Here is a 19533-nt window from a genome sequence, read left to right as displayed (position 1 = left end):
CCCCCCCCCCCCCCCCCCCCCCCCCCCCCCCCCCCCCCCCCCCCCCCCCCCCCCCCCCCCCCCCCCCCCCCCCCCCCCCCCCCCCCCCCCCCCCCCCCAGTGCCGTGCGGGGCCGGCCCAGCGCGACCGACCCGGCCCCCAGCACGTCCGCCGGTGGCCGGGTCGGCCGTGCTGGGCCGCCCGGGCGGTGCCCAGCACGGACCAGCCGGTCGTGCACGGCGGGCGGGAGTCCCGGTCCGGGCGGCGGTGCTGCGGCACCGCACCGCGGTCGGTCGGCAGCAGGACCGCGACCAGTGCGCCGGCCGTCACCGGCACCGGGGCCACCGGCGTCCTCGCCGGCGGAGCAGGGCTCCCGGACGCACGACGGCGCCGTTCCCGCACGGGGGAACGGCGCCGTCGTGCTGCGTGCGGGCTACTGGGCCTTGGCGAGGGTTCCCAGGTAGAGCTCGATCACCTTCGGGTCGTGCATTAGTGACGTGCCGGTGTCGGTGTAGGCGTTGCGCCCCTGGTCGAGCACGTAGCCACGGTGGCAGATCTGCAGGCAGCGGCGGGCGTTCTGCTCGACCATGATGATCGAGACGCCGGTGGCGTTGATCCGCCGGCAGCGGATGAAGACCTCGTCCTGCAGTGCCGGGGACAGCCCGGCGGACGGCTCGTCCAGCAGCAGCACCGAGGGGTCCATCATCAGTGCGCGGCCCATCGCCACCATCTGCCGCTCGCCGCCGGAGAGCGCCCCGGCCTTGCCCTTGCGCCGTTCGCCGAGCAGCGGGAACAGGTCGACGACATAGTCGAAGCGCTCCTTGAACGTCTTCGGCCGCAAGTAGACGCCCATCTGCATGTTCTCCTCGATGGTGAGCGAGGGGAACACGTTGTTGTTCTGCGGCACGTAGCCGACGCCCATGGACACCAGCCGGTGCGCCGGCGCCGAGGTGATCTCCTCACCGCGCAGCGTGACCGAGCCCGAGCGGACCGGGATCAGCCCGAACAGCGTCTTGAGCAGGGTCGACTTGCCGGCGCCGTTGGGGCCGATGATCCCGACCAGTTCGCCGTCCTGCAGGTAGAAGTCGCACCCGTTGAGGATGTTGACCCCGGGGACGTAGCCGGCGACGAGTTCGTCGGCGCGCACCAGCGCGCTTTCGGCCAGGCGCTGGTGCTCCTCCCGGGTGGCTGCCTTCTCCGCCGGGGAGAGCTCCGCCGCGGTGCCTGCGCCGGGCTCCTCGGCGACGGACTTCTCGGCGAGGGGACGGTCCTGCTCGGACTCCGGAACCGTGAACCTGCGGTCCTCCGGCGGGCCTGGTACGTCCGCGGTGCTCATCGTCCCGCCCTTCCCTTGCGGCCCCGGTCGGAGCTGGAGATGTCCTCGTGCTGCGCGCCGGCGAGGGCCTCGTCCTCGGCGAGGAAGCGGTCCTCCTCCTCGGCGGTCAGGGGGGCGTCGTGGTGCGCGCCGAGGTAGGCGTCGACGACGGCCTTGTTCTGGCTGATGGACTCCGGCGCGCCCTCGGCGATGACCTTGCCGGCGGCCATGACCACCACCCAGTCGCTGATGTCCCGCACGACGTCCATGTCGTGCTCCACGAAGATGACCGTCATCCCCTCCTCGCGGAGGTCCTTGACGTGGCCCAGCAGGCTCTGGGTCAGGGCGGGGTTCACCCCGGCCATCGGCTCGTCGAGCATCACCACCTGCGGTTCGCTCATCAGGGCGCGGGCCATCTCCAGCAGCTTGCGCTGGCCCCCGGACAGGCTGCCGGCGAAGTCGTCCTTCTTGGCGTCGAGCTTGAACCGCCGGAGCAGGTCCATGGCCCGCTCGGTGTTCGCCTTCTCCTGCGCCCGCCAGGTGCCGGGCACCAGGGCACGCAGGAAGCTCTCCCCGCGCTGGGCCTGGGCGCCGAGCAGCATGTTCTGCAGGACGGTGAGCCGGGAGAGCGCCTTCGTCAGCTGGAAGGTCCGGACCACCCCGAGCCGGGCGACCTGGTGCGGGCTGAGCCTGCCCAGGTCGCGGCCGTTGAACGACCAGGTGCCGGTGTTGGGCTGGTCGAACCCGGTGAGCAGGTTGAACAGCGTGGTCTTGCCGGCACCGTTGGGCCCGATGAGCCCGGTGATGCCGCCCCGCTGGACCTCCAGGTGGTCGACCGACACCGCGGTCAGGCCGCCGAACGTGCGGGTCACGTGGTCGACCACGATCGCCGGGTCGGGCTTGGCGACCCCGACCTCCCAGGGGACGTCGCGCAGCGCGGCCTGGGCCAGCCGCTGGGGTGCTGCCCGGTGCGCGCCGCCGCCCGGCGGGGCGAGCTCCTCGGGCCGGGCAGCGTGGGCGCCGTGGGGCTGGCCCTCGTGGGGCAGGGGGTCAGCGGGCATCGAGCATCACCTCTCGTCGGTCACCGAAGATGCCCTGGGGCCGGAAGACCAGCAACAACATGAGCCCGATCCCGACCAGCACGTAGCGCAGCTGCGCGACGTCGGTGGAGGAGAGCAGCTCCGTGGGGATGACCCCGTTGGAGATCAGCGAACGGAGCCCGGTGTCGGCGAACTGCAGGATGAACAGCAGCAGCATCGAGCCGATGACCGGCCCGAGCACCCGGGCGGCGCCGCCCAGGATGAGCGCCGCGTAGGCCAGGAAGGTGTTGGCGTTCTGGTACTGGTCGGGGATGGCCGAGCCGGTGCCGACGGCGTAGACCATGCCGCCGAAGGCGCCGAACACCCCGCCGAGCACCAGCGCCTGCATCTTGTAGGCGTAGACGTTCTTGCCCAGCGAGCGGACGGCGTCCTCGTCCTCCCGGATGGCCTTCACCACCCGCCCCCACGGGGCGCGCATCAGCGCCCACACCAGGAGCGAGCACAGCGCCACGAGGGTCCAGCCGACCGCGCAGACCCACAGCTCGCCGCCGCTCCAGGTCGTGCCCAGGAGGTTGTACCGGCGGCCGGTGTCCCACGGGGCGAGCGCGATGAAGTCCCGGTTGAACGCCGACAGGCCTCGGGTGCCGCCGGTGACCGGGGTGGCGGAGACCGACCGGAAGACCAGCCGTAGGCCCTCGGCCGTGGCGATGGTGACGATGGCGAGGTAGTCGGCCCGCAGCCGCAGCGTGGGCAGGCCCAGCAGGAGGGCCAGGACCACCGCGGCGAGCACCCCGACGAGGACCCCGACCCAGAAGGGCAGCCCCCACTGGCTGACCGAGATGGCGATGCCGAACCCGCCGAGCATGGCGAAGGCGATCTGACCGAAGTTGAGCAGGCCCGTGTACCCGAAGTGCACGTTGATGCCGATGGCCAGCAGGGCGAAGAAGATCGCCTGGAACCCGAAGAACGCCTTGCCCGCGATGGCGAACGCGTTGATGAGGTCGGCCATCGGTCAGCCGATCCTGGCGCGGCTGCCCAGGATGCCCTGGGGACGGACGACGAGGATGACGATCAAGAGGAGCAGCCCTCCGACGTACTTCATGTCATTCGGGATGACGAGGGTGGACATCTGCACGAAGACGCCGACGATGAGGCTGCCGAGCAGGGCGCCGTAGGCGGTGCCCAGACCGCCGAGGGTGACCCCGGCGAACATCAGCAGCAGCAGCCGGAAGCCCATGTCCCACTGGACCTGGTCGGAGAGGCCGAGGAGCACCCCGCCGAGGGCGGCGAGCGCTCCACCGAGCACCCACACGAACAGGACGACCCGGTTGACGTCGATGCCGGAGGACGCGGCCAGGTCCCGGTTGTCCGACACCGCCCGCATCGCCTTGCCGATCTTCGTGCGCTGCAGCATCAGCGCGACCAGCACCAGCACCACGACGGCGATGACGATCGAGGCGACGTCCCGGTCCTGGAGGGTGAAGGGGCCGTAGCTCTTGGCCCGCTGGCCCTGGTAGTCGGCGTAGGGGTTGGAGAACCCGCCGTAGAAGATCTGGTAGCTGTACCGCAGCGCCAGGGACAGGCCGATGGAGACGACCAGCGCGGCGATGAGCCCGGTGCCGCGGCGCCGCAGCGGCCGCCAGATGGCCAGCTCGTTGAGGGCGCCGACGACCCCGCCGACCACCATGGCAAGCAGGGCCGCGGGGATGAGCGGCACTCCGCCCTGCACGTTGATGTACCAGGCGGCGATGGCGCCGATGGTGACCAGCTCGCCGTGTGCGAAGTTGGTCAGCCCGGTGGTGCCGTAGATCAGGGACAGGCCCACGGCGGCCATGGCGATCAGCAGCCCGAACCGGAGGCCGTCGACGAAGAGCTGGACGGCCCGGATGGTGCCACCGCCGTCGTTGCGGCTGCCGTCGTTGAGGCCGATGTTGACCGGTTGCTGCCGTCCGGGGTCGACGGTGACGGTGCGGCTGGGCTCGCCGTTGACCTCGACCCCGTCGGGCAGGTCGTCGGGGTCGATGCTGACGACGTACTGGCCGGCGGCCGGCAGGTCGACCGCCCACCGGCCGTCCTCGCCGGTCTGCACGGTGTCCACGGGGTCGCCGTCCGGCGTGGTGACCTCGATCGTGGCGCCCTCGATCGGGCCGCTCACGCTGGTCTGCAGGGTGCCGCGCACCTGCTCGCCCTCGGCGGAGGCGACCCCCGGGACGAGGGTGGCCAGGGCCATGGCGAAGGCGGCCACCAGCAGGGCGAGGGTCAGGGGACGGCGCCCGCTGCGCCACCGCGGGGACCGGGGGCCGCTCGCCGGTGGTGCACCTGAGCCGTACCGGGCGCTGCTGCGTTCCCCGCGCCGTGCGGCACGGTGGGGAGCGTGCGTCACTCGACCTCCCAGCCGTTGGATGTGAGGCGGGACAGTAACCCACGGCTGTTACGGGGAACGACCTGCTGGGACGCTTCGTGACCCATCTGCGACACGCCGCTGTGCTACCGGTCGGTCGCCCACCACCGGTCCGGGCGCTCAGCTGCCCGGTGCGGAGCGCGCACTCCGGATCATGCAGGTCAGCCGCGCACTGGCCGTCGGCCGCCCGGCGTCGTCGGAGATCGAGATGAGGAAGGTGGCCAGGGTGCGCCCGCGCCGTACCGGAGTGCACACCGCGGTGACGAGGCCGGAGCGGGCGGCGCTGAGGTAGCTCGCGTTGAGCTCGATGCCGACCACCGAACCCCCGGGACCGGCGTGCAGCACCGCCGCGTACGAGCCGATGCTCTCGGCCAGCGCGCAGGTCGCACCGCCGTGCAGCAGGCCGAAGGGCTGCTCGTTGCCGGCCACCGGCATGGTGGCGACCAGGCGGTCGGGGTCCCACTCGGTGATCCGGATGCCCAGCTTGTCGTCGAGCGGGCCCTGCGTGTCGGCCGGCAGCCAGTCGGGTCGGGTGTGCGTCACGCTGCTGCACGCTAGCCACCGCGCGCGGGGAGCCGGGTTGTCGGTGTGCGGACTTAGGATCGCGGCGATGTCCGCTCCGGTCTCCGCCCCCGCGCCCGCCACCCCCTCGACCACCGGGGGCGCCCGCCCGCGGCTGCTGCTGCTCGATGGCCACTCCCTGGCCTACCGGGCCTTCTTCGCGCTCCCGGTGGAGAACTTCTCCACGACCACGGGGCAGCCGACCAACGCGGTCTACGGCTTCACCTCGATGCTGATCAACGTGCTGCGCGACGAGCAGCCCTCGCACCTGGCGGTCGCCTTCGACGTCAGCCGGAAGACCTTCCGCAGCGAGATCTACGCCGACTACAAGGCCAACCGGGCCGAGAGCCCCACCGACTTCCGCGGCCAGGTCAGCCTGGTGCAGGAGGTCCTCGGTGCGCTGCGCGTCCCGGTGATCACCGCCGAGGGCTACGAGGCCGACGACGTCATCGCCACGCTCACCGTGCAGGCGGTCGAGCAGGGCATGGACGTGCTGATCTGCACCGGTGACCGCGACGCGCTGCAGCTGGTCAACGAGCACGTGACGGTGCTCTACCCCCGCAAGGGCGTCTCCGACCTGACCCGGTTCACCCCGGAGGAGGTCGAGGCCAAGTACGGGCTGAGCCCGGCGCAGTACCCGGACTTCGCCGCGCTGCGCGGCGACCCGAGCGACAACCTGCCCAACATCCCGAGCGTGGGGGAGAAGACCGCGGCCAAGTGGGTGCGTGAGTACGGCTCGCTGGACGCGCTGGTCGACCAGGTCGACACCGTCAAGGGCAAGGTCGGGGAGAAGCTGCGCGACCACCTCTCCCAGGTGCTGCAGAACCGGCGGCTCACCGAACTGGACCGGCAGGTGCCCCTGGAGCTCGGCCCGGTCGACCTGGCCGTCCAGCCCTGGGACCGCAACGAGGTGCACACCCTCTTCGACAACCTGCAGTTCCGGGTGCTGCGCGACCGGCTGTTCGCCACCCTCTCCAGCGCCGAGCCGGAGGTGGACGGCGGCTTCGAGGTCACGGCCGACGAGGTGGCCCCCGGTGGGCTCGGCGACTGGCTGGCCGCGCACGCCCGCACCGGGCACACCGGCATCGTCTTCCGGGGTACGTGGGGCCGCGGCACCGGTGAGCTCGCCGGCCTGGCGCTGGCCGCGGCCGACGACCACGCGACCTTCGTCGACCTCACCGACCACGAGCAGGGCCCCGGCCTGGACGCCGCCGACGAGCAGGCGCTGGCCGACTGGCTGGCCGACCCGGCCGCACCCAAGGTGGTGCACGAGGTGAAGGGCCCGCTGCTGGCCGTCTGGGCGCGCGGGTGGGAGCTGCGCGGCCTCGTCAGCGACACCGCGCTCGCGGCCTACCTGGCCAACCCCGGTCAGCGGTCGTTCGACCTCGGCGACCTGGCCGTCCGCTACCTGCGCCGGGAGCTCAAGGACGCCGCCGCCCCGGAGGAGCAGCTGACCCTCGACGGACTGGGTCCCACCGAGGCCGACGTCGCCGCGGAGGCCGCGCACGCCGACGTGCTCAAGGCGGTCGCGGTCAACGACCTGTCCGACGCGCTGGAGCAGGTGCTCGGCCAGCGCGGCGGTGACCACCTGCTGGGCGAGATCGAGCTGCCGCTGACCCGGGTGCTCGCCGCGATGGAGCGGCGCGGCATCGCCGCGGACCTGGATTTCCTGCACGAGCTGCAGAAGGAGTTCGCCGCCGAGGTCACCGAGGCCGCGCAGGAGGCGTACGCGGTCATCGGCAAGGAGATCAACCTCGGCTCGCCGAAGCAGCTGCAGGCGGTGCTCTTCGACGAGCTGGGCCTGCCGAAGACCAAGAAGAACAAGACCGGTTACACCACCGATGCCGAGGCGCTCACCTCGTTGCTGGCCTCCACCGGTCACCCGTTCCTGGAGCACCTGCTCCGGCACCGCGACGTCACCCGGCTCCGCACCGTCATCGACGGGCTGATCCCGATGGTCGACGACGTCGGGCGGATCCACACCACCTACCAGCAGACGATCGCCGCCACCGGCCGGCTGTCCTCGACCGACCCCAACCTGCAGAACATCCCGATCCGCAGCGCCGAGGGGCGCCGGATCCGGCAGGCGTTCGTGGTCGGCCCGGGCTACGAGTCGCTGATGACCGCCGACTACAGCCAGATCGAGATGCGGATCATGGCCCACCTGTCCGAGGACGCCGGCCTGATCGAGGCCTTCACCTCCGGGGAGGACCTGCACTCCTTCGTCGCCTCCCGGGCGTTCGGCATCCCGATCGAGCAGGTCGACCCGGAGATGCGCCGCCGGATCAAGGCGATGAGCTACGGCCTGGCCTACGGGCTGAGCGCGTACGGCCTGGCCCAGCAGCTGCGGATCACCCCGGAGGAGGCGCGCACGCAGATGCACGCCTACTTCGAGCGGTTCGGCGGCATCCGCGACTACCTCGACGGCGTGGTCGACGACGCCCGGCAGACCGGTTACACCGAGACCACGCTGGGCCGCCGGCGCTACCTGCCCGACCTGACCAGCGACAACCGGCAGCGCCGGGAGATGGCCGAGCGGATGGCGCTGAACGCGCCCATCCAGGGGTCCGCCGCCGACGTCATCAAGGTCGCCATGCTGGGCGTGGAGCGGGCGATCGAGGCCGAGGGGCTGCGCTCGCGGATGCTGCTGCAGGTCCACGACGAACTCGTGCTCGAGGTGGCCCCGGGGGAGCGGGAGCAGCTGGAGGCCTTGGTGCGCCGGGAGATGGCGGGCGCTGCACAGCTCTCGGTGGCGCTGGAGGTCTCCGTGGGCGTCGGCGCCAGCTGGGACGCCGCCGCCCACTGACGAAGGACCCCGATGCCCCCCACGACTCGCGAGCTCGCCGCGGGTCCCTGCATCGGGGCCGGTGTCAGGTGTCGGTCGCGGCGAGGGGGAACTCGGCGACCAGGTGCCAGGAGTCGGGTTCCCGGGCGCCGGCGAAGAGGCTCACCCTGGTGACCCGCGACCGGATCGGCAGGTGGTCCCCGATCGCCTCCTTGACGGTGCGCAGGCCGGCCTCGTCGCCGAGGCGCCGCTCGGCGATCGACAGGTGCGGGCTGGGGTTCTTCCCGTGCGCGCCCCGGTAGGGCGGGTGGTCGGGGAACGCCGTCACCACCGCGGCGGTGAGCCGGCGGAACGGCTCCTCGTCGGCCGGGGCCAGCCACAGCACCTCCTCGCCGAAGCAGTCGGTGTGGTCCAGCACGCAGTCGAAGGCCGGCACCCCGGCGACGGCCCGGCTCAGCCCGGTCAGCACGCCGTCGTCGACCTGGTTCGGCGGCATGAAGGGGTAGACGACCGTGACGTGCGCCGGCACCCCCCAGGACGCCGACACGTCGAACTGCCGCCGGTGGTCGCCGACCACCGGGTCGGCCTCGGGCACCAGCACCAGCAGGGCCGTCTCGGCGGCGCCGTCCAGCGCGCGGTGCGCGGCGGCGTCCAGCGTCGGTCCCGCGGTGCCGTCCGGGGTCTGCGCCTGGTCGGTCAACTGCTCGGTCAGCTCGTCCATGCCGTCTCCTCCGGTCGGTCGGGCAGCTCGCAGACCAGCACGAGCGTGCCCGGGACGAGCGCGCCGCGCGCTGGGGACCACTGGCCCCACGTCTGCGTGCGGCCCGGTGCCCACTCTGGTTCCACCAGGTCCCGCAGCACCAGCCCTGCGGCCACGACCGCCCGGACCCAGTCACCCACGGTGCGGTGGTGCTCCACGTACACGGTCCGCCCCGCGTCGTCGGTCTCCACGTAGGGAGTGCGGTCGAAGTAGGAGGAGACGACCCGCAGGTCCGCCGGGTCGGGGGAGTCCGGCATCGCCCAGCGCATCGGGTGGTTCACCGAGGCGACGAACCGCCCACCCGGGCGGAGCACCCGGGCGACCTCGGCGAGCACGGCCTGCGCGTCCGCGACGAACGGCAGCCCGCCGAACGCCGAGCAGGCCAGGTCGACGCTGTCGGTGGTCAGCGGCAGCGCCCCGGCGTCGGCCTGCAGGAGCGGCACCGGCAGCCCGGTGGCCCGGTTCAGCTCCGCGGCCCGGGCGAGCATGCCCCCGGAGACGTCCAGCGCGATCGGGGAGGCGCCGGCGCGGTGCAGCCAGCGGGAGCAGGGCGCCGAGCCGCAGCCGATCTCGAGCACCCGGCGGCCGGTGACGTCGCCCAGCAGGTGCGCGTCGGCCTCCCGGAGCCCCTCGGGGCACCACAGGAAGTCCGCGTCGCCCAGGTCGGTGCCGTGCTCGGCGAGGTACGCGGGCGCGGCGGCGTCCCACCACCCCCGGTTGGCCCGGGCGGACTCGGCCTGGCCGACCGGGCGGCGGGTGACGTCACCGGCCGCGGGGTAGCCGTCCGCGGCCAGCGGGACGGGGGCGGGGGCGGGGTCCGGGGCGGGGTCCATGGCGCGCCGATCGTGACACGCCGGAGCGCGGCGCACCGGCCGGACCCGTGGTGGACCTGCCCAGCCGCCGTCCGTACCATGGGGAATTGCGCCAGAGGTCTGTGGTGTTGTCCTCCTCACCGGGAGGGCGTCTCCGTCGTCCCTCTCTCGTGAACACGCCCGCGACCAGCAGGTCGCGGTTCCCTGTCCCTACGCACCCCCCGTCCGGAGCACTCGACCACATGACCTCCACCCAGGTCCGTCCCGACAGCACCCCCCAGATCGCGGTCAACGACATCGGCACCGCCGAGGACTTCCTCGCCGCGATCGACCAGACCATCAAGTACTTCAACGACGGCGACATCGTCGAAGGCGTGATCGTCAAGGTCGACCGGGACGAGGTGCTGCTGGACATCGGCTACAAGACCGAGGGCGTCATCCCCTCGCGCGAGCTGTCCATCAAGCACGACGTCGACCCGACCGAGGTCGTCAACGTCGGCGACGAGGTGGAAGCCCTCGTCCTCCAGAAGGAGGACAAGGAAGGCCGCCTCATCCTGTCCAAGAAGCGCGCCCAGTACGAGCGCGCCTGGGGCACGATCGAGGCGAAGAAGGAAGCCGACGAGGTCGTCACCGGCACCGTCATCGAGGTCGTCAAGGGCGGCCTGATCCTCGACATCGGCCTGCGCGGGTTCCTCCCCGCCTCGCTGGTCGAGATGCGTCGCGTCCGCGACCTGCAGCCCTACGTGGGCCGCGAGCTCGAGGCCAAGATCATCGAGCTGGACAAGAACCGCAACAACGTGGTCCTGTCCCGCCGCCAGTGGCTGGAGCAGACCCAGTCCGAGGTGCGCAGCGAGTTCCTCAACAAGCTCGCCAAGGGCCAGGTCCGCACCGGCGTCGTCTCCTCGATCGTCAACTTCGGCGCGTTCGTCGACCTGGGCGGCGTGGACGGTCTGGTGCACGTCTCCGAGCTGTCCTGGAAGCACATCGACCACCCGTCCGAGGTCGTCGAGGTCGGCCAGGAGGTCACCGTCGAGGTCCTCGACGTCGACCTGGACCGTGAGCGGGTCTCGCTGTCGCTGAAGGCGACGCAGGAGGACCCGTGGCGTCAGTTCGCCCGGACCCACCAGATCGGCCAGGTCGTGCCCGGCAAGGTCACCAAGCTGGTGCCGTTCGGTGCGTTCGTCCGGGTCGACGAGGGCATCGAGGGCCTGGTCCACATCTCCGAGCTGGCCGAGCGTCACGTGGAGATCCCGGAGCAGGTCGTCCAGGTGGGCGACGAGATCCTGGTCAAGGTCATCGACATCGACCTGGACCGCCGCCGCATCTCGCTGTCGCTGAAGCAGGCCAACGAGGGCGTCGTCGGTGACGAGGACCAGTTCGACCCGGCCGCCTACGGCATGGCCGCGTCCTACGACGAGCAGGGCAACTACATCTACCCGGAGGGCTTCGACCCCGAGACCGGGGAGTGGCTCGAGGGCTACGACGAGGCCCGCGAGACGTGGGAGAAGCAGTACGCCGAGGCCCAGGCCCGGTTCGAGGCGCACCGCAAGCAGATCGCCGCGGCGAAGGAGGCCGACGCCGAGGCCGCTGCCGGGGGCAGCTACTCCAGCGCCGCCGAGCCCGAGGGCGACGCCGTCTCCACCAGTGGTGGCGGTGGCACCCTCGCCTCCGACGAGGCCCTGGCCGCGCTGCGCGCCAAGCTCGCCGGCGGGGAGTGACCTCGCAGCTCCGCTGAGCAGCACCTGGACAGTGCGCCGTCCACCCTCCGGGGTGGGCGGCGCACTGTCGTCCGTGCCCGACGCGATCGTCGCGGTGCCGTGTGTCCTGGCGTGCGGAGCGGGGGCCGGCAGGTCCAGTGGGGCCCGGAGGATCCCGCGGTCGAGCGACGGAGCGGCTCGGCGGCAGTCGGGTGCGGCACCCGGCGGCGGTGCGACCCGGAAGATCGGGATGACACGACGGCCCCGTCGACCGAGGTGGTCGACGGGGCCGTCATCGGTGGGCGTGCGGGCCGGTGTCCGGTCGTCCGTGACCGGATCAGCGCAAGGTCTGCCGTGACCTGGCTGCCGTGGGCCGCACGCCGCGCGAGCGCGGTGCCGCTCGGACGGGCAGGGGCCTCAGAGGCTGAGGATGATCGCGAACGCGGTGCGGGGGCGGCCGCCGGCGTTGGCCAGGAAGTCCCAGGTGTGACGGCCGGACGTGACGGTGGGCAGCAGAGCGCGCAGGAAGGACGACGTCCGGCGCTGCGGCAGCCGCTCGCGGACCCCGGGCAGGTCGGAGCAACGCACCCCGCCGGGGACGTCCATCCGGTGACGACCGCGGCGGGAGGTGCGGCGGGCCGACTGCGGGCCGTCGAGCGTGCTGCGGGACATGATCACTGCCTTTCTGCTGTGGCGGGGGAAGTCCACCGGAACGAAAGGTAAGTCCTGTGACTGCTGTGACTCGTGCGACGCGCCGATCGTCCGGTGCCGTGATCTCCCTGTGACCTCACCGTCACACCGCGCCCGGGCCTAAGGTCGCCGGTGTGCTGAGGATCGGGCTGACCGGTGGCATCGGATCGGGCAAGAGCACGGTGGCCGCCTTGCTGGCCGAGCGCGGGGCGCTCGTGGTGGACGCCGACCGGCTGGCCCGGGAGGTGGTGGCGCCGGGGACGGCGGGGCTGGCCGAGGTGGTGGCCGCCTTCGGCGACCGCGTGCTGGCCGCCGATGGCTCCCTCGACCGGCCGGCTCTGGCGGCGATCGTGTTCAGCGACCCTGAGGCGCGAGGCCGGCTCGACGGGATCGTCCACCCGCGGGTGCGTTCCCGGGCCGCTGAGCTGGTCGCTGCCGCGCCGGCGGACGCCGTGGTGGTCCAGGACGTCCCCCTGCTGGTCGAGACCGGCCAGGCCGGCTCCTACGACGTCGTGCTCGTCGTCGAGGCGCCGCTGGAGACCCGCGTGTCCCGGTTGGTCGGCCGGGGGCTCGGTGAGGACGACGCCCGGGCGCGGATCGCCAGCCAGGCCACCGACGAGCAGCGGCGTGCGGTCGCGGACGTGGTGCTGGTCAACGACGGGGATCGGGCGGCACTGGCCGACCAGGTCGCGCGCTTCTGGGCGGAGCGGGTGGCGCCGTCGCTGCGGTGAGCGCTCGGGGCCGATGAGTTCCCGGTGTCGACCGGGTCTGTGCTGCGTCCGCCCCGCCCGGTGCGGGCGCCCGGCCCGGCGACCCGAGAGGAAGCACCATGCCGCAGAAGATCGTCCCCAACCTGTGGTTCGACACCCAGGCCGTGGAGGCGGCCCACTACTACATCGACGTGCTCGGCGATGGGCGCATCCTCAGCACCGCCCGGTACCCGGAGGGGGCGCCCGGGCCGGCCGGCGAGGTGATGGCCGTCGAGTTCGAGGCCGCCGGCATGCGGCTGGTCGGGATCAACGGGGGGCCGCAGTTCCCGTTCACCGAGGCGGTCTCCCTGCAGGTGGACTGCGCCGACCAGGCAGAGGTCGACCGGCTCTGGGACCGGTTCGTCGGGGACGGGGGAGTGGAGGGCCAGTGCGGCTGGCTGCGGGACCGCTACGGGCTCAGCTGGCAGATCGTCCCCGAGGGCATGACCGAGCTGTTGGCCGACCCGGACCCCGCGCGGGCCCAGCGGGCCGTGCAGGCGATGCTCGGCATGGCCAAGCTGGACGTGGCCGTGCTGCGCGCTGCGGCCGACGGGGTGCCGGTCGGCTGATCGCGCTCGGTCCGTCTCGCGGAAACGCTCGCAGCTCGCGCCATCGGACGCGGACTCGGCATCGGACGCGAGATCGGGGGTCGAGACGCGGAGAGGCCCCAGGTCGATGACCTGGGGCCTCTCCGGCTGGTGGGCGATACTGGGATCGAACCAGTGACCTCTTCCGTGTCAGGGAAGCGCTCTACCGCTGAGCCAATCGCCCGTTCCGGCCCGCTGGCCGGATCCGCCTCCCCCGTCGACACACCACAGGGTGGCGCCGAGGTGGAGACGGGATTTGAACCCGTGTAGACGGCTTTGCAGGCCGTTGCCTCGCCTCTCGGCCACTCCACCGCACGCCGGGCGCCGGTCTACGACCAGCGCCCGGGAGTTCCGAGCGGACGACGGGATTCGAACCCGCGACCCTCACCTTGGCAAGGTGATGCTCTACCACTGAGCCACGTCCGCTTGCTCGTTGCGTACTGCGCTGTGCAACGGGAAGAACTCTAACCGATGCCCTCCAGGGCTCCAAACCCGGGGGGTACCCCGGGTGTCGCGGAGGGTGTCCGCCCAGGTCAGCGGCTCGTCGATCGCCGTCGGGGGGTCACAGGGCGGTCGGGTTGTCGGTGCCGCCGCGGAGCAGCTCGGACAGCTCCTCGTCGACCGACGTCGCGTCGCTCTCCGTGCCGACGGGCACCAGCAGCTCGCTCTCCCGCAGGAAGTCGCCCACGACGGTGGCGGACAGCTCGAACAGCGCCTCGCCCGAGGGAGCCCGCAGCTGCAGGAAGAGCACGTCCAGTCCGCCCCGGGCCGGCCACAGCCGGACGTCGCCGTCGCCGGCGGGGGCGGTGAGGCCGGCGCGCAGCAGCTCGCGGCTCAGCAGCCACTCGACGCCGTCGTCCTCCGGCTCGTCCAGGGACTCGTCCTCGGCCAGGTCGCCGGCGGGCAGCTCCTCGGCGAGGGCGTCGGCGAGGGCGTCGGCCGGGTCGGCCCCGCCGTCGCCGAACCGGATCCGCACGGCGAAGGGGTCGGTGGCGTCGTAGACCAGCGCGGCAGGGACGGCCGTCCAGGACTGCGGGCCGACCAGGTGGAGGGTCGTTCGAGCCGTGCAGCCGGACCTCGGGAAGCGCGCCATGTCCTTCACAACGACCAACGGTGGGGGAGGTGACGCCCTGCCGCGGCGTGTCGTGCCCCATCCGTCCCACCAGTCACATGCGCCTCACCCGCCCACCCGGACGGGTGGGCGGTGCCGATCGGTGGCCCGAACGGGCAGTGCCGGGCGGAGCCCCCGTGTGACCATGGGCTCGTGAGCCGACCGCTGCGCCACCCGGACGACGGCGCGGTCGGCCGTCAGCTGGTCGCACGGGTCGCCGCGGGCGACCGGACGGCGATCGACGACCTCTACGAGCGGTTCCGGCGGCCGGCGTTCGCCCTCGCGCGCCGGGTGGTCGCCGACGACGCGCTCGCCGAGGACGTGCTGCAGGAGGTCTTCCTCTCCGTCTGGCGGGACCCGGGCGCCTTCGACGCGAGCCGGGGCACGGTGGCCTCCTGGCTGCTGTCGACGGTCCACCACAAGGCGGTCGACGCCGTGCGGCGCGAGGAGTCCCACCGGCGCCGGCAGGCCCGGGCCGTGGACGAGCTCGCCCTGGCTGCGTCGGTCCCCGTCCCCGGCGAGGCGGCCGACCGGGTCGCCGCGACGGTGCCCACCGCTCTGCAGGCGCTGCCCGACGCGCAGCGCGAGGTCCTGGTGCTCGTCTGCTACGGCGGCTACACCCAGCGCGAGGTGGCCGTGCTCACCGGCGCGCCGGTGAGCACGGTGAAGAGCCGCTTGCTCGCCGGCGTGCGCGGGCTCAGGGACGCGCTGGGCGCCGGCGTGCCCGGTTCGACCCCCGCGGACGGGGCCGCGCGATGACCGTCCAGGGTGCACCGGGCCACGCCCCCGGCGATGACCACCGGGCGTGGGACGAGCTGGCGGTCGGGTGGGCGCTGCACGCCCTGGAGCCGGAGGACGAGAACCGGTTCGACGCCCACCTGCCCGGATGTGGGCGCTGTGCCCGGACGGTCGCCGGCACCGGGCAGGTGGTGGGGGCGCTCGCTGCCGACCTGTCCGACGCCGGGCACGTGACCGCCGAGCCCTCCGACGCGCTGCGGGACCGGCTGCGGGCCGCCGTGGAGGTGACCGGGCAGGTGCGCCGCCCCGTTCCGGCATCCGCCGGGCAGGCGGCACCCCCGGCCGGCCGGCCGGGAGCACCGGCTGCCCGGGCCGGCGGCGACGAGCTGGAGCTCGAGCTGGAGGCGCCGCGGCGCGGTGGCGAGCCCGACCTCCGGCCGGCGTGGCGGCGGGTGCTGCCCACCGCTCTCGCCGCGGCGGCCGTGGCGGCGCTGCTGGCACTGGGGGCGTGGAACGTCGTGCTGGCCGAGGACCGGGCCGCCGCCCGGGCGGCGGCCACCCAGCGGGCGGAGGTGCTCGACGAGCTGCTGGTGCCGGGCCGGGCGGCCATCGTCCCGCTCACCGGGGAGGACGGCCGGCAGATCGCCACCGTGGTCGTCCGGGAGGGGCAGGTGCAGGTGCTCACCACCGGGCTCGCGCCCAACGACCGGACCGACAGCACGTACGTCGCCTGGGGGGTGGCGGAGGGTTCCGCGGTGGCCATCGGGGAGTTCGACGTCGTTTCCCCACAGATGGAGCTGCGGACCGTAGGCTCTGCGGCGACCGGGCTGGACGAGTACGGCGAGTACGCCATCAGCTTCGAGCCCGGCCGGCAGGCTCCGTCGGAACCCACGGAGATCGTCGCGAACGGGCAGGTGACGAGCTGAGCGGTCAGGAGACGGTCGCGGCGCCGGGAGGGCACCTCCCGCGCCGTGTCGGCACGCCCGGTGGCGGGGACACGGTGGTCGACCAGGAGCAGCGGGAGCGCGTGGCCGAGCGCCGGGACCGGTTCGCCGGCGACGGCGTGCACAGCCTGCGCGAGCGGGTCGCGGACAGCGCGTGGCGCCGGCGGATCGCCGCTCGGCGGGCGTTCGACGCGCCCTACCGGGTGGGCGTGGGGCTCGTCGGTGGCCTGGTGGTCGCCGTGGGGATCGTCACCATCCCGCTGCCGGGGCCCGGCTGGCTGACCGTCATCGCCGGGCTGTTCGTGCTCGCCTCGGAGTTCACCTGGGCCGAGCGGCTGCTGCAGTTCACCCGCCGCCACGTGGGCCGCTGGACCGACTGGCTGGGCCGGCAGTCGCTGTGGGTGCGCCTGGCCGTCGCCGCGCTGACGGCGGCGTTCGTGGTCGCGGTGCTGGTCGTGACCCTGCACGTGATGGGCGTGCCGGACTGGGTCCCGGGGTGGGTGCCACTCTGGCGCTGAGCGTCTGGCAGAATCATCGACGTCCGGGCGATTGGCTCAGTGGTAGAGCGCTTCGTTCACACCGAAGAGGTCACTGGTTCGAACCCAGTATCGCCCACCGGATGCGGCCCCCGACCTGACCAGGTCGGGGGCCGTCGTCGTCCGGGGGGACGGGTGCGACGATGCCCGGGTGGACCTCCAGGACGAGCAGTTCGGGCCGGACGACCTGTTCCTCGCCCCGCCGTGGCCCGGTCCCGACCGCTACACGCTGCGCGCGGTCGCGGAGCTGGACGGGGCGCTCGGGGCGGGCGTGGTCGTGGACGCCGCCCACGCCGTGGTGTCCGACGGGGCGGCACGGGCGTTCGGCCCCGGCTGGCAGGCCTGGCTCGCCGAGGCGCTGGCCGCCGAGGGCGCGGCGGACCTGCGCGAGCTCGTCGCGGACGAGGAGCTCCTCGGCCGGGTGCTCGGCCACCTGCACGAGCGCATGCGGTCGGCCGCGGCGGAGGACGACGACGCGCCGCCGGCACCGGACCCCGACCTGGTCTGGACGGCGCACTCGCCCCGGCACACCCGGCAGCGGTTCCGCCGGGCCGGGCAGGTGCGCCGGAGGGCCGTGGCCATGGTCCAGCCGCGCCGTCGGGACGTCGCAGGGGAGCGGGCCCGCCGCAGCTGACGGCGCCGGCCGTCGATCGCGGGGACCATGGGAGCCGTGCAACCCGATCGCGCGGCCCGGCTGGCCGGGGCGCTGGTGCGCGACGGCGCCACCTGCATCTGGTGCGGGCGCGCCTTCGCCGGGCTGGTCCGCCCGACCACCGAGCACCTGGTGCCCCGGGTGAAGGGCGGCCCGTCGTGGGCGGAGAACGAGGTCGCCGCCTGCGGCCGGTGCAACGGCGCCCGCGGGCACGCCGGGCCGGTCGACTGGCTGGCGGAGTGCCGCCGGCGCGGCTGGGAGCCGGACGAGGAGCGGCTGGTCCGGGTCCTCAGCTCGCTCGCCGCAGCGATCGCCCGACGGGGCGGGCAGCGCCGGGCGCGCCCCTACCTGGACGCCCAGCTGCGCCGGCTGCGTCGCCAGGGGAGCGCCGCGTAGCGTCCCGGGCATGGGGAACGTCGTGGGCAGCGTGGGTCAGGTGTCGGTGTACCCGGTGAAGTCGCTGGCCGGCCGGACCGTCGCCGAGGCGGAGGTCGACGCGGCGGGGCTGCGGGGTGACCGCGCCTGGTCGGTGGTCGACGCCGACACCGGCGAGCGCGTCACGGTGAAGACCACGCCGCAGCTGCACGAGGTCGTCCCCACCGGGGACGCCGAGGCCGACACGATCACGCTGACCGAGGTGCTGGGTCGCCCCGTCCGCCTGGCGGCCTCGGCGGCCGGCCCGCAGGTCGACGCCGCCGCCGTGCACCTGGTGTCCCGGGAGGCGATCGACCGGGCCGAGGTCGGGGACGTCCCGGAGGGCTGCTCGGCCGACGACCCGCGGGCCAACCTGCTGCTGCACCTGCCCGCCGCCGACGAGCGGAGCTGGGTGGGTCGGCGCGTGCGCGTCGGTGAGGCGGTGCTCGACGTCGTCCGCACCCCGAAGCACTGCCTGGGCGTGTACGCCGAGGTGGTCACGCCCGGCCGGGTCGCCGCCGGCGACCCGGTGGAGCTGGTGGACTGACCTGCGCGTCGGTCCCGCGGGCGGGCCGGCCGTCGCTAGGGTCACGACCCGTGCGGAGCGGTCGTGGGGCGGTGGGGGCCGTGCTCGCCGTCCTGCTGGCCGGCTGCGGCGCGGACGACGCCGGGTCCCCGGCCGCCGGGTCCCCGGTGCCCAGCTCCCCGGCCCCGGTCGGCTCCTCCCCGGCACCCGAGCCGCCGGAGACGTTCACCCTGGTCGCCACCGGCGACGTGCTGGTGCACCAGGGGCGTGCCCTCACCCGCGGTGCGCAGCAGCCGGACGGCTCCTGGGACTTCTCCGCGGTCTTCGCGCCGGTGGCCCCGGTGCTGCAGGCCGCTGACCTGGCGATCTGCCACCTGGAGACCCCGGTCGCGCCGGCCGGGGGGCCGTACTCGGGCTACCCGTCGTTCGCGGTGCAACCGGAGATCGTCGACGCCCTGGCCGGCGCCGGGTACGACCTGTGCTCCACCGCCTCGAACCACTCGCTGGACGCCGGGTTCGCCGGGCTGGTCCGCACCCTGGACACCCTGGACGCCGCCGGCATCGCGCACACCGGCACGCACCGCACGGCGGGGGAGCCACCGACGATCGTGGACGCCGGGGGTGTCCGGGTCGGGCACGTGGCCACCACGTTCTCGCTGAACGGGGTGCCGCTGCCGGCCGACGCGCCCTTCGCCATCGACACCTTCGACCTGCCCGACGTCAGCGGGGTGCTCGCCGACGCGGCCGCCGCGCGGGCGGCGGGCGCGGAGGTCGTGGTGGCCAGCGTGCACTGCTGCGCGGAGTACGACTCCGCGCCGCTCCCGGCCCAGGAGGAGGCGGTGCGCACCCTGCTCGCCTCGCCCGACGTCGACCTGGTGCTCGGCCACCACGCGCACGTCGTCCAGCCCTTCGAGCGGATCGACGGGGAGTGGGTGGCCTACGGGCTGGGCAACCACCTCGCCGAGCACGCCACCCGCGGGCACGACACTGAGGACTCGGTGATCGCCCGGTTCACCTTCACCCGCGGCGACGACGGCCGGTTCACCGTCTCGCAGGCCGAGGCGGTGCCGGTGCGCATCGAGCTGGGCGCCGACGCGGTCACCCTGGTGCCGGCCGACCCGGTGAGCACCGCCCGGATCACCGCGGTCCTCGACGCCCGCGGCGCCGTCGCCGACGGCCTCCGGGTCGTCCCCGGGTGACCCGGCCGGGGCCGGTGGCGCACTAGTCTCAGGGTCC

General features: G+C 73.7%; 20 protein-coding genes and 4 tRNA genes. 12 read left to right on the top strand and 12 right to left on the bottom strand.

Annotation, left to right across the window (positions count from 1 at the left end; translation table 11 throughout):
- Positions 1 to 412: 412 nt before the first annotated feature.
- The 5 genes from ACI783_RS14440 to ACI783_RS14420 all read right to left on the bottom strand — a co-directional run bounded on the left by ACI783_RS14440 (position 413) and on the right by ACI783_RS14420 (position 5278).
- The gene (locus ACI783_RS14440) at positions 413 to 1315 is read right to left on the bottom strand and encodes an ABC transporter ATP-binding protein (protein WP_457141083.1); all 903 of its coding nucleotides are present in this window, start codon (positions 1313 to 1315) and stop codon (positions 413 to 415) included.
- A complete protein-coding gene (locus tag ACI783_RS14435) occupies positions 1312 to 2355 on the bottom strand; it encodes an ABC transporter ATP-binding protein (protein ID WP_457141082.1) in 1044 nt (347 codons plus the stop codon). Before ACI783_RS14435 ends, ACI783_RS14440 begins: the two co-directional genes overlap by 4 nt.
- Positions 2345 to 3343, bottom strand: coding sequence for a branched-chain amino acid ABC transporter permease (locus ACI783_RS14430; protein WP_457141081.1), 999 nt, complete (start codon positions 3341 to 3343; stop codon positions 2345 to 2347). Before ACI783_RS14430 ends, ACI783_RS14435 begins: the two co-directional genes overlap by 11 nt.
- Before the next feature lie 3 nt (positions 3344 to 3346).
- Positions 3347 to 4579, bottom strand: coding sequence for a branched-chain amino acid ABC transporter permease (locus ACI783_RS14425; protein ID WP_457141080.1), 1233 nt, complete (start codon positions 4577 to 4579; stop codon positions 3347 to 3349).
- Between the two features lie 276 nt (positions 4580 to 4855).
- Positions 4856 to 5278 carry a PaaI family thioesterase gene (locus tag ACI783_RS14420; RefSeq protein WP_457141079.1) on the bottom strand — a complete coding sequence of 141 codons (423 nt, stop codon included), beginning with the start codon at positions 5276 to 5278 and terminating at the stop codon, positions 4856 to 4858.
- A gap of 67 nt (positions 5279 to 5345) precedes the next feature.
- Here ACI783_RS14420 and polA point away from each other — a divergent pair, with 67 nt between their 5' ends.
- Positions 5346 to 8102, top strand: a complete 2757-nt coding sequence (polA, locus tag ACI783_RS14415) for a DNA polymerase I (protein WP_457141078.1) — start codon at positions 5346 to 5348, stop codon at positions 8100 to 8102.
- Positions 8103 to 8166: 64 nt separating this feature from the next.
- Here polA and ACI783_RS14410 read toward each other — a convergent pair whose 3' ends face one another.
- Both ACI783_RS14410 and ACI783_RS14405 read right to left on the bottom strand, forming a co-directional pair.
- Positions 8167 to 8802: a 2'-5' RNA ligase family protein gene (locus ACI783_RS14410; protein WP_457141077.1), complete on the bottom strand. Its 636-nt coding sequence runs from the start codon at positions 8800 to 8802 to the stop codon at positions 8167 to 8169.
- Positions 8790 to 9674 carry a class I SAM-dependent methyltransferase gene (locus ACI783_RS14405; protein WP_457141076.1) on the bottom strand — a complete coding sequence of 295 codons (885 nt, stop codon included), beginning with the start codon at positions 9672 to 9674 and terminating at the stop codon, positions 8790 to 8792. Before ACI783_RS14405 ends, ACI783_RS14410 begins: the two co-directional genes overlap by 13 nt.
- A 221-nt stretch (positions 9675 to 9895) precedes the next feature.
- Here ACI783_RS14405 and rpsA point away from each other — a divergent pair, with 221 nt between their 5' ends.
- Positions 9896 to 11371 carry a 30S ribosomal protein S1 gene (rpsA, locus tag ACI783_RS14400; RefSeq protein ID WP_457141075.1) on the top strand — a complete coding sequence of 492 codons (1476 nt, stop codon included), beginning with the start codon at positions 9896 to 9898 and terminating at the stop codon, positions 11369 to 11371.
- 396 nt (positions 11372 to 11767) lie between these two features.
- Here the strand turns inward: rpsA and ACI783_RS14395 are convergent, their stop codons facing one another.
- Positions 11768 to 12022: a hypothetical protein gene (locus ACI783_RS14395; protein ID WP_457141074.1), complete on the bottom strand. Its 255-nt coding sequence runs from the start codon at positions 12020 to 12022 to the stop codon at positions 11768 to 11770.
- A gap of 152 nt (positions 12023 to 12174) precedes the next feature.
- Between ACI783_RS14395 and coaE the strand changes: the two genes are divergently transcribed.
- Both coaE and ACI783_RS14385 read left to right on the top strand, forming a co-directional pair.
- On the top strand, positions 12175 to 12771 hold the full coding sequence (gene coaE, locus ACI783_RS14390) for a dephospho-CoA kinase (RefSeq protein ID WP_457141073.1): 597 nt from the start codon (positions 12175 to 12177) through the stop codon (positions 12769 to 12771).
- A 98-nt stretch (positions 12772 to 12869) separates the two neighbouring features.
- Positions 12870 to 13358 carry a VOC family protein gene (locus ACI783_RS14385; RefSeq protein WP_457141072.1) on the top strand — a complete coding sequence of 163 codons (489 nt, stop codon included), beginning with the start codon at positions 12870 to 12872 and terminating at the stop codon, positions 13356 to 13358.
- A gap of 127 nt (positions 13359 to 13485) precedes the next feature.
- Here ACI783_RS14385 and ACI783_RS14380 read toward each other — a convergent pair.
- From ACI783_RS14380 to ACI783_RS14365, 4 genes are all read right to left on the bottom strand, one after another.
- Positions 13486 to 13560 (bottom strand) — tRNA-Val (locus tag ACI783_RS14380).
- 57 nt (positions 13561 to 13617) lie between these two features.
- Positions 13618 to 13688 (bottom strand) — tRNA-Cys (locus ACI783_RS14375).
- Between the two features lie 42 nt (positions 13689 to 13730).
- A tRNA-Gly gene (locus ACI783_RS14370) sits at positions 13731 to 13802 on the bottom strand.
- A gap of 136 nt (positions 13803 to 13938) precedes the next feature.
- Positions 13939 to 14469 carry an SsgA family sporulation/cell division regulator gene (locus ACI783_RS14365; RefSeq protein ID WP_457141084.1) on the bottom strand — a complete coding sequence of 177 codons (531 nt, stop codon included), beginning with the start codon at positions 14467 to 14469 and terminating at the stop codon, positions 13939 to 13941.
- Between the two features lie 171 nt (positions 14470 to 14640).
- Between ACI783_RS14365 and ACI783_RS14360 the strand changes: the two genes are divergently transcribed.
- The 8 genes from ACI783_RS14360 to ACI783_RS14325 all read left to right on the top strand — a co-directional run bounded on the left by ACI783_RS14360 (position 14641) and on the right by ACI783_RS14325 (position 19496).
- Positions 14641 to 15246, top strand: a complete 606-nt coding sequence (locus ACI783_RS14360; RefSeq protein WP_457141071.1) for a sigma-70 family RNA polymerase sigma factor — start codon at positions 14641 to 14643, stop codon at positions 15244 to 15246.
- Entirely contained in the window at positions 15243 to 16151 is a 909-nt protein-coding gene (locus ACI783_RS14355) for an anti-sigma factor domain-containing protein (protein ID WP_457141070.1), read from the top strand. The genes ACI783_RS14360 and ACI783_RS14355 overlap by 4 nt, the downstream gene beginning before the upstream one ends.
- A gap of 74 nt (positions 16152 to 16225) precedes the next feature.
- Entirely contained in the window at positions 16226 to 16687 is a 462-nt protein-coding gene (locus tag ACI783_RS14350; protein WP_457141069.1) for a TIGR02611 family protein, read from the top strand.
- A gap of 25 nt (positions 16688 to 16712) precedes the next feature.
- Positions 16713 to 16784 (top strand) — tRNA-Val (locus ACI783_RS14345).
- Positions 16785 to 16856: 72 nt separating this feature from the next.
- Positions 16857 to 17339 (top strand): hypothetical protein, encoded by a 483-nt coding sequence (locus ACI783_RS14340; protein WP_457141068.1) that lies wholly within the window; start codon positions 16857 to 16859, stop codon positions 17337 to 17339.
- A 27-nt stretch (positions 17340 to 17366) separates the two neighbouring features.
- Positions 17367 to 17753, top strand: a complete 387-nt coding sequence (locus tag ACI783_RS14335; protein WP_457141067.1) for an HNH endonuclease — start codon at positions 17367 to 17369, stop codon at positions 17751 to 17753.
- A 10-nt stretch (positions 17754 to 17763) separates the two neighbouring features.
- Positions 17764 to 18318, top strand: a complete 555-nt coding sequence (locus ACI783_RS14330; protein WP_457141066.1) for an MOSC N-terminal beta barrel domain-containing protein — start codon at positions 17764 to 17766, stop codon at positions 18316 to 18318.
- An 80-nt stretch (positions 18319 to 18398) separates the two neighbouring features.
- On the top strand, positions 18399 to 19496 hold the full coding sequence (locus tag ACI783_RS14325; protein ID WP_457141065.1) for a CapA family protein: 1098 nt from the start codon (positions 18399 to 18401) through the stop codon (positions 19494 to 19496).
- The last annotated feature ends 37 nt before the right edge of the window (positions 19497 to 19533 follow it).

The organism is Modestobacter sp. SYSU DS0511 (assembly GCF_054050755.1).
Note: the sequence above shows the minus strand (reverse complement) of the source record. Positions and strands in the feature narration are given on the sequence as shown.

Coding starts and splice junctions, on each gene's coding strand:
- ACI783_RS14435 (WP_457141082.1), bottom strand. CDS start 2,355: ATGCCCGCTGACCCCCTGCCCCACGAGGGCCAGCCCCACGGCGCCCAC.
- polA (WP_457141078.1), top strand. CDS start 5,346: ATGTCCGCTCCGGTCTCCGCCCCCGCGCCCGCCACCCCCTCGACCACC.
- ACI783_RS14335 (WP_457141067.1), top strand. CDS start 17,367: ATGGGAGCCGTGCAACCCGATCGCGCGGCCCGGCTGGCCGGGGCGCTG.
- ACI783_RS14365 (WP_457141084.1), bottom strand. CDS start 14,469: ATGGCGCGCTTCCCGAGGTCCGGCTGCACGGCTCGAACGACCCTCCAC.
- ACI783_RS14330 (WP_457141066.1), top strand. CDS start 17,764: ATGGGGAACGTCGTGGGCAGCGTGGGTCAGGTGTCGGTGTACCCGGTG.
- ACI783_RS14410 (WP_457141077.1), bottom strand. CDS start 8,802: ATGGACGAGCTGACCGAGCAGTTGACCGACCAGGCGCAGACCCCGGAC.
- ACI783_RS14405 (WP_457141076.1), bottom strand. CDS start 9,674: ATGGACCCCGCCCCGGACCCCGCCCCCGCCCCCGTCCCGCTGGCCGCG.
- rpsA (WP_457141075.1), top strand. CDS start 9,896: ATGACCTCCACCCAGGTCCGTCCCGACAGCACCCCCCAGATCGCGGTC.
- ACI783_RS14385 (WP_457141072.1), top strand. CDS start 12,870: ATGCCGCAGAAGATCGTCCCCAACCTGTGGTTCGACACCCAGGCCGTG.
- ACI783_RS14440 (WP_457141083.1), bottom strand. CDS start 1,315: ATGAGCACCGCGGACGTACCAGGCCCGCCGGAGGACCGCAGGTTCACG.
- ACI783_RS14355 (WP_457141070.1), top strand. CDS start 15,243: ATGACCGTCCAGGGTGCACCGGGCCACGCCCCCGGCGATGACCACCGG.
- ACI783_RS14430 (WP_457141081.1), bottom strand. CDS start 3,343: ATGGCCGACCTCATCAACGCGTTCGCCATCGCGGGCAAGGCGTTCTTC.
- ACI783_RS14395 (WP_457141074.1), bottom strand. CDS start 12,022: ATGTCCCGCAGCACGCTCGACGGCCCGCAGTCGGCCCGCCGCACCTCC.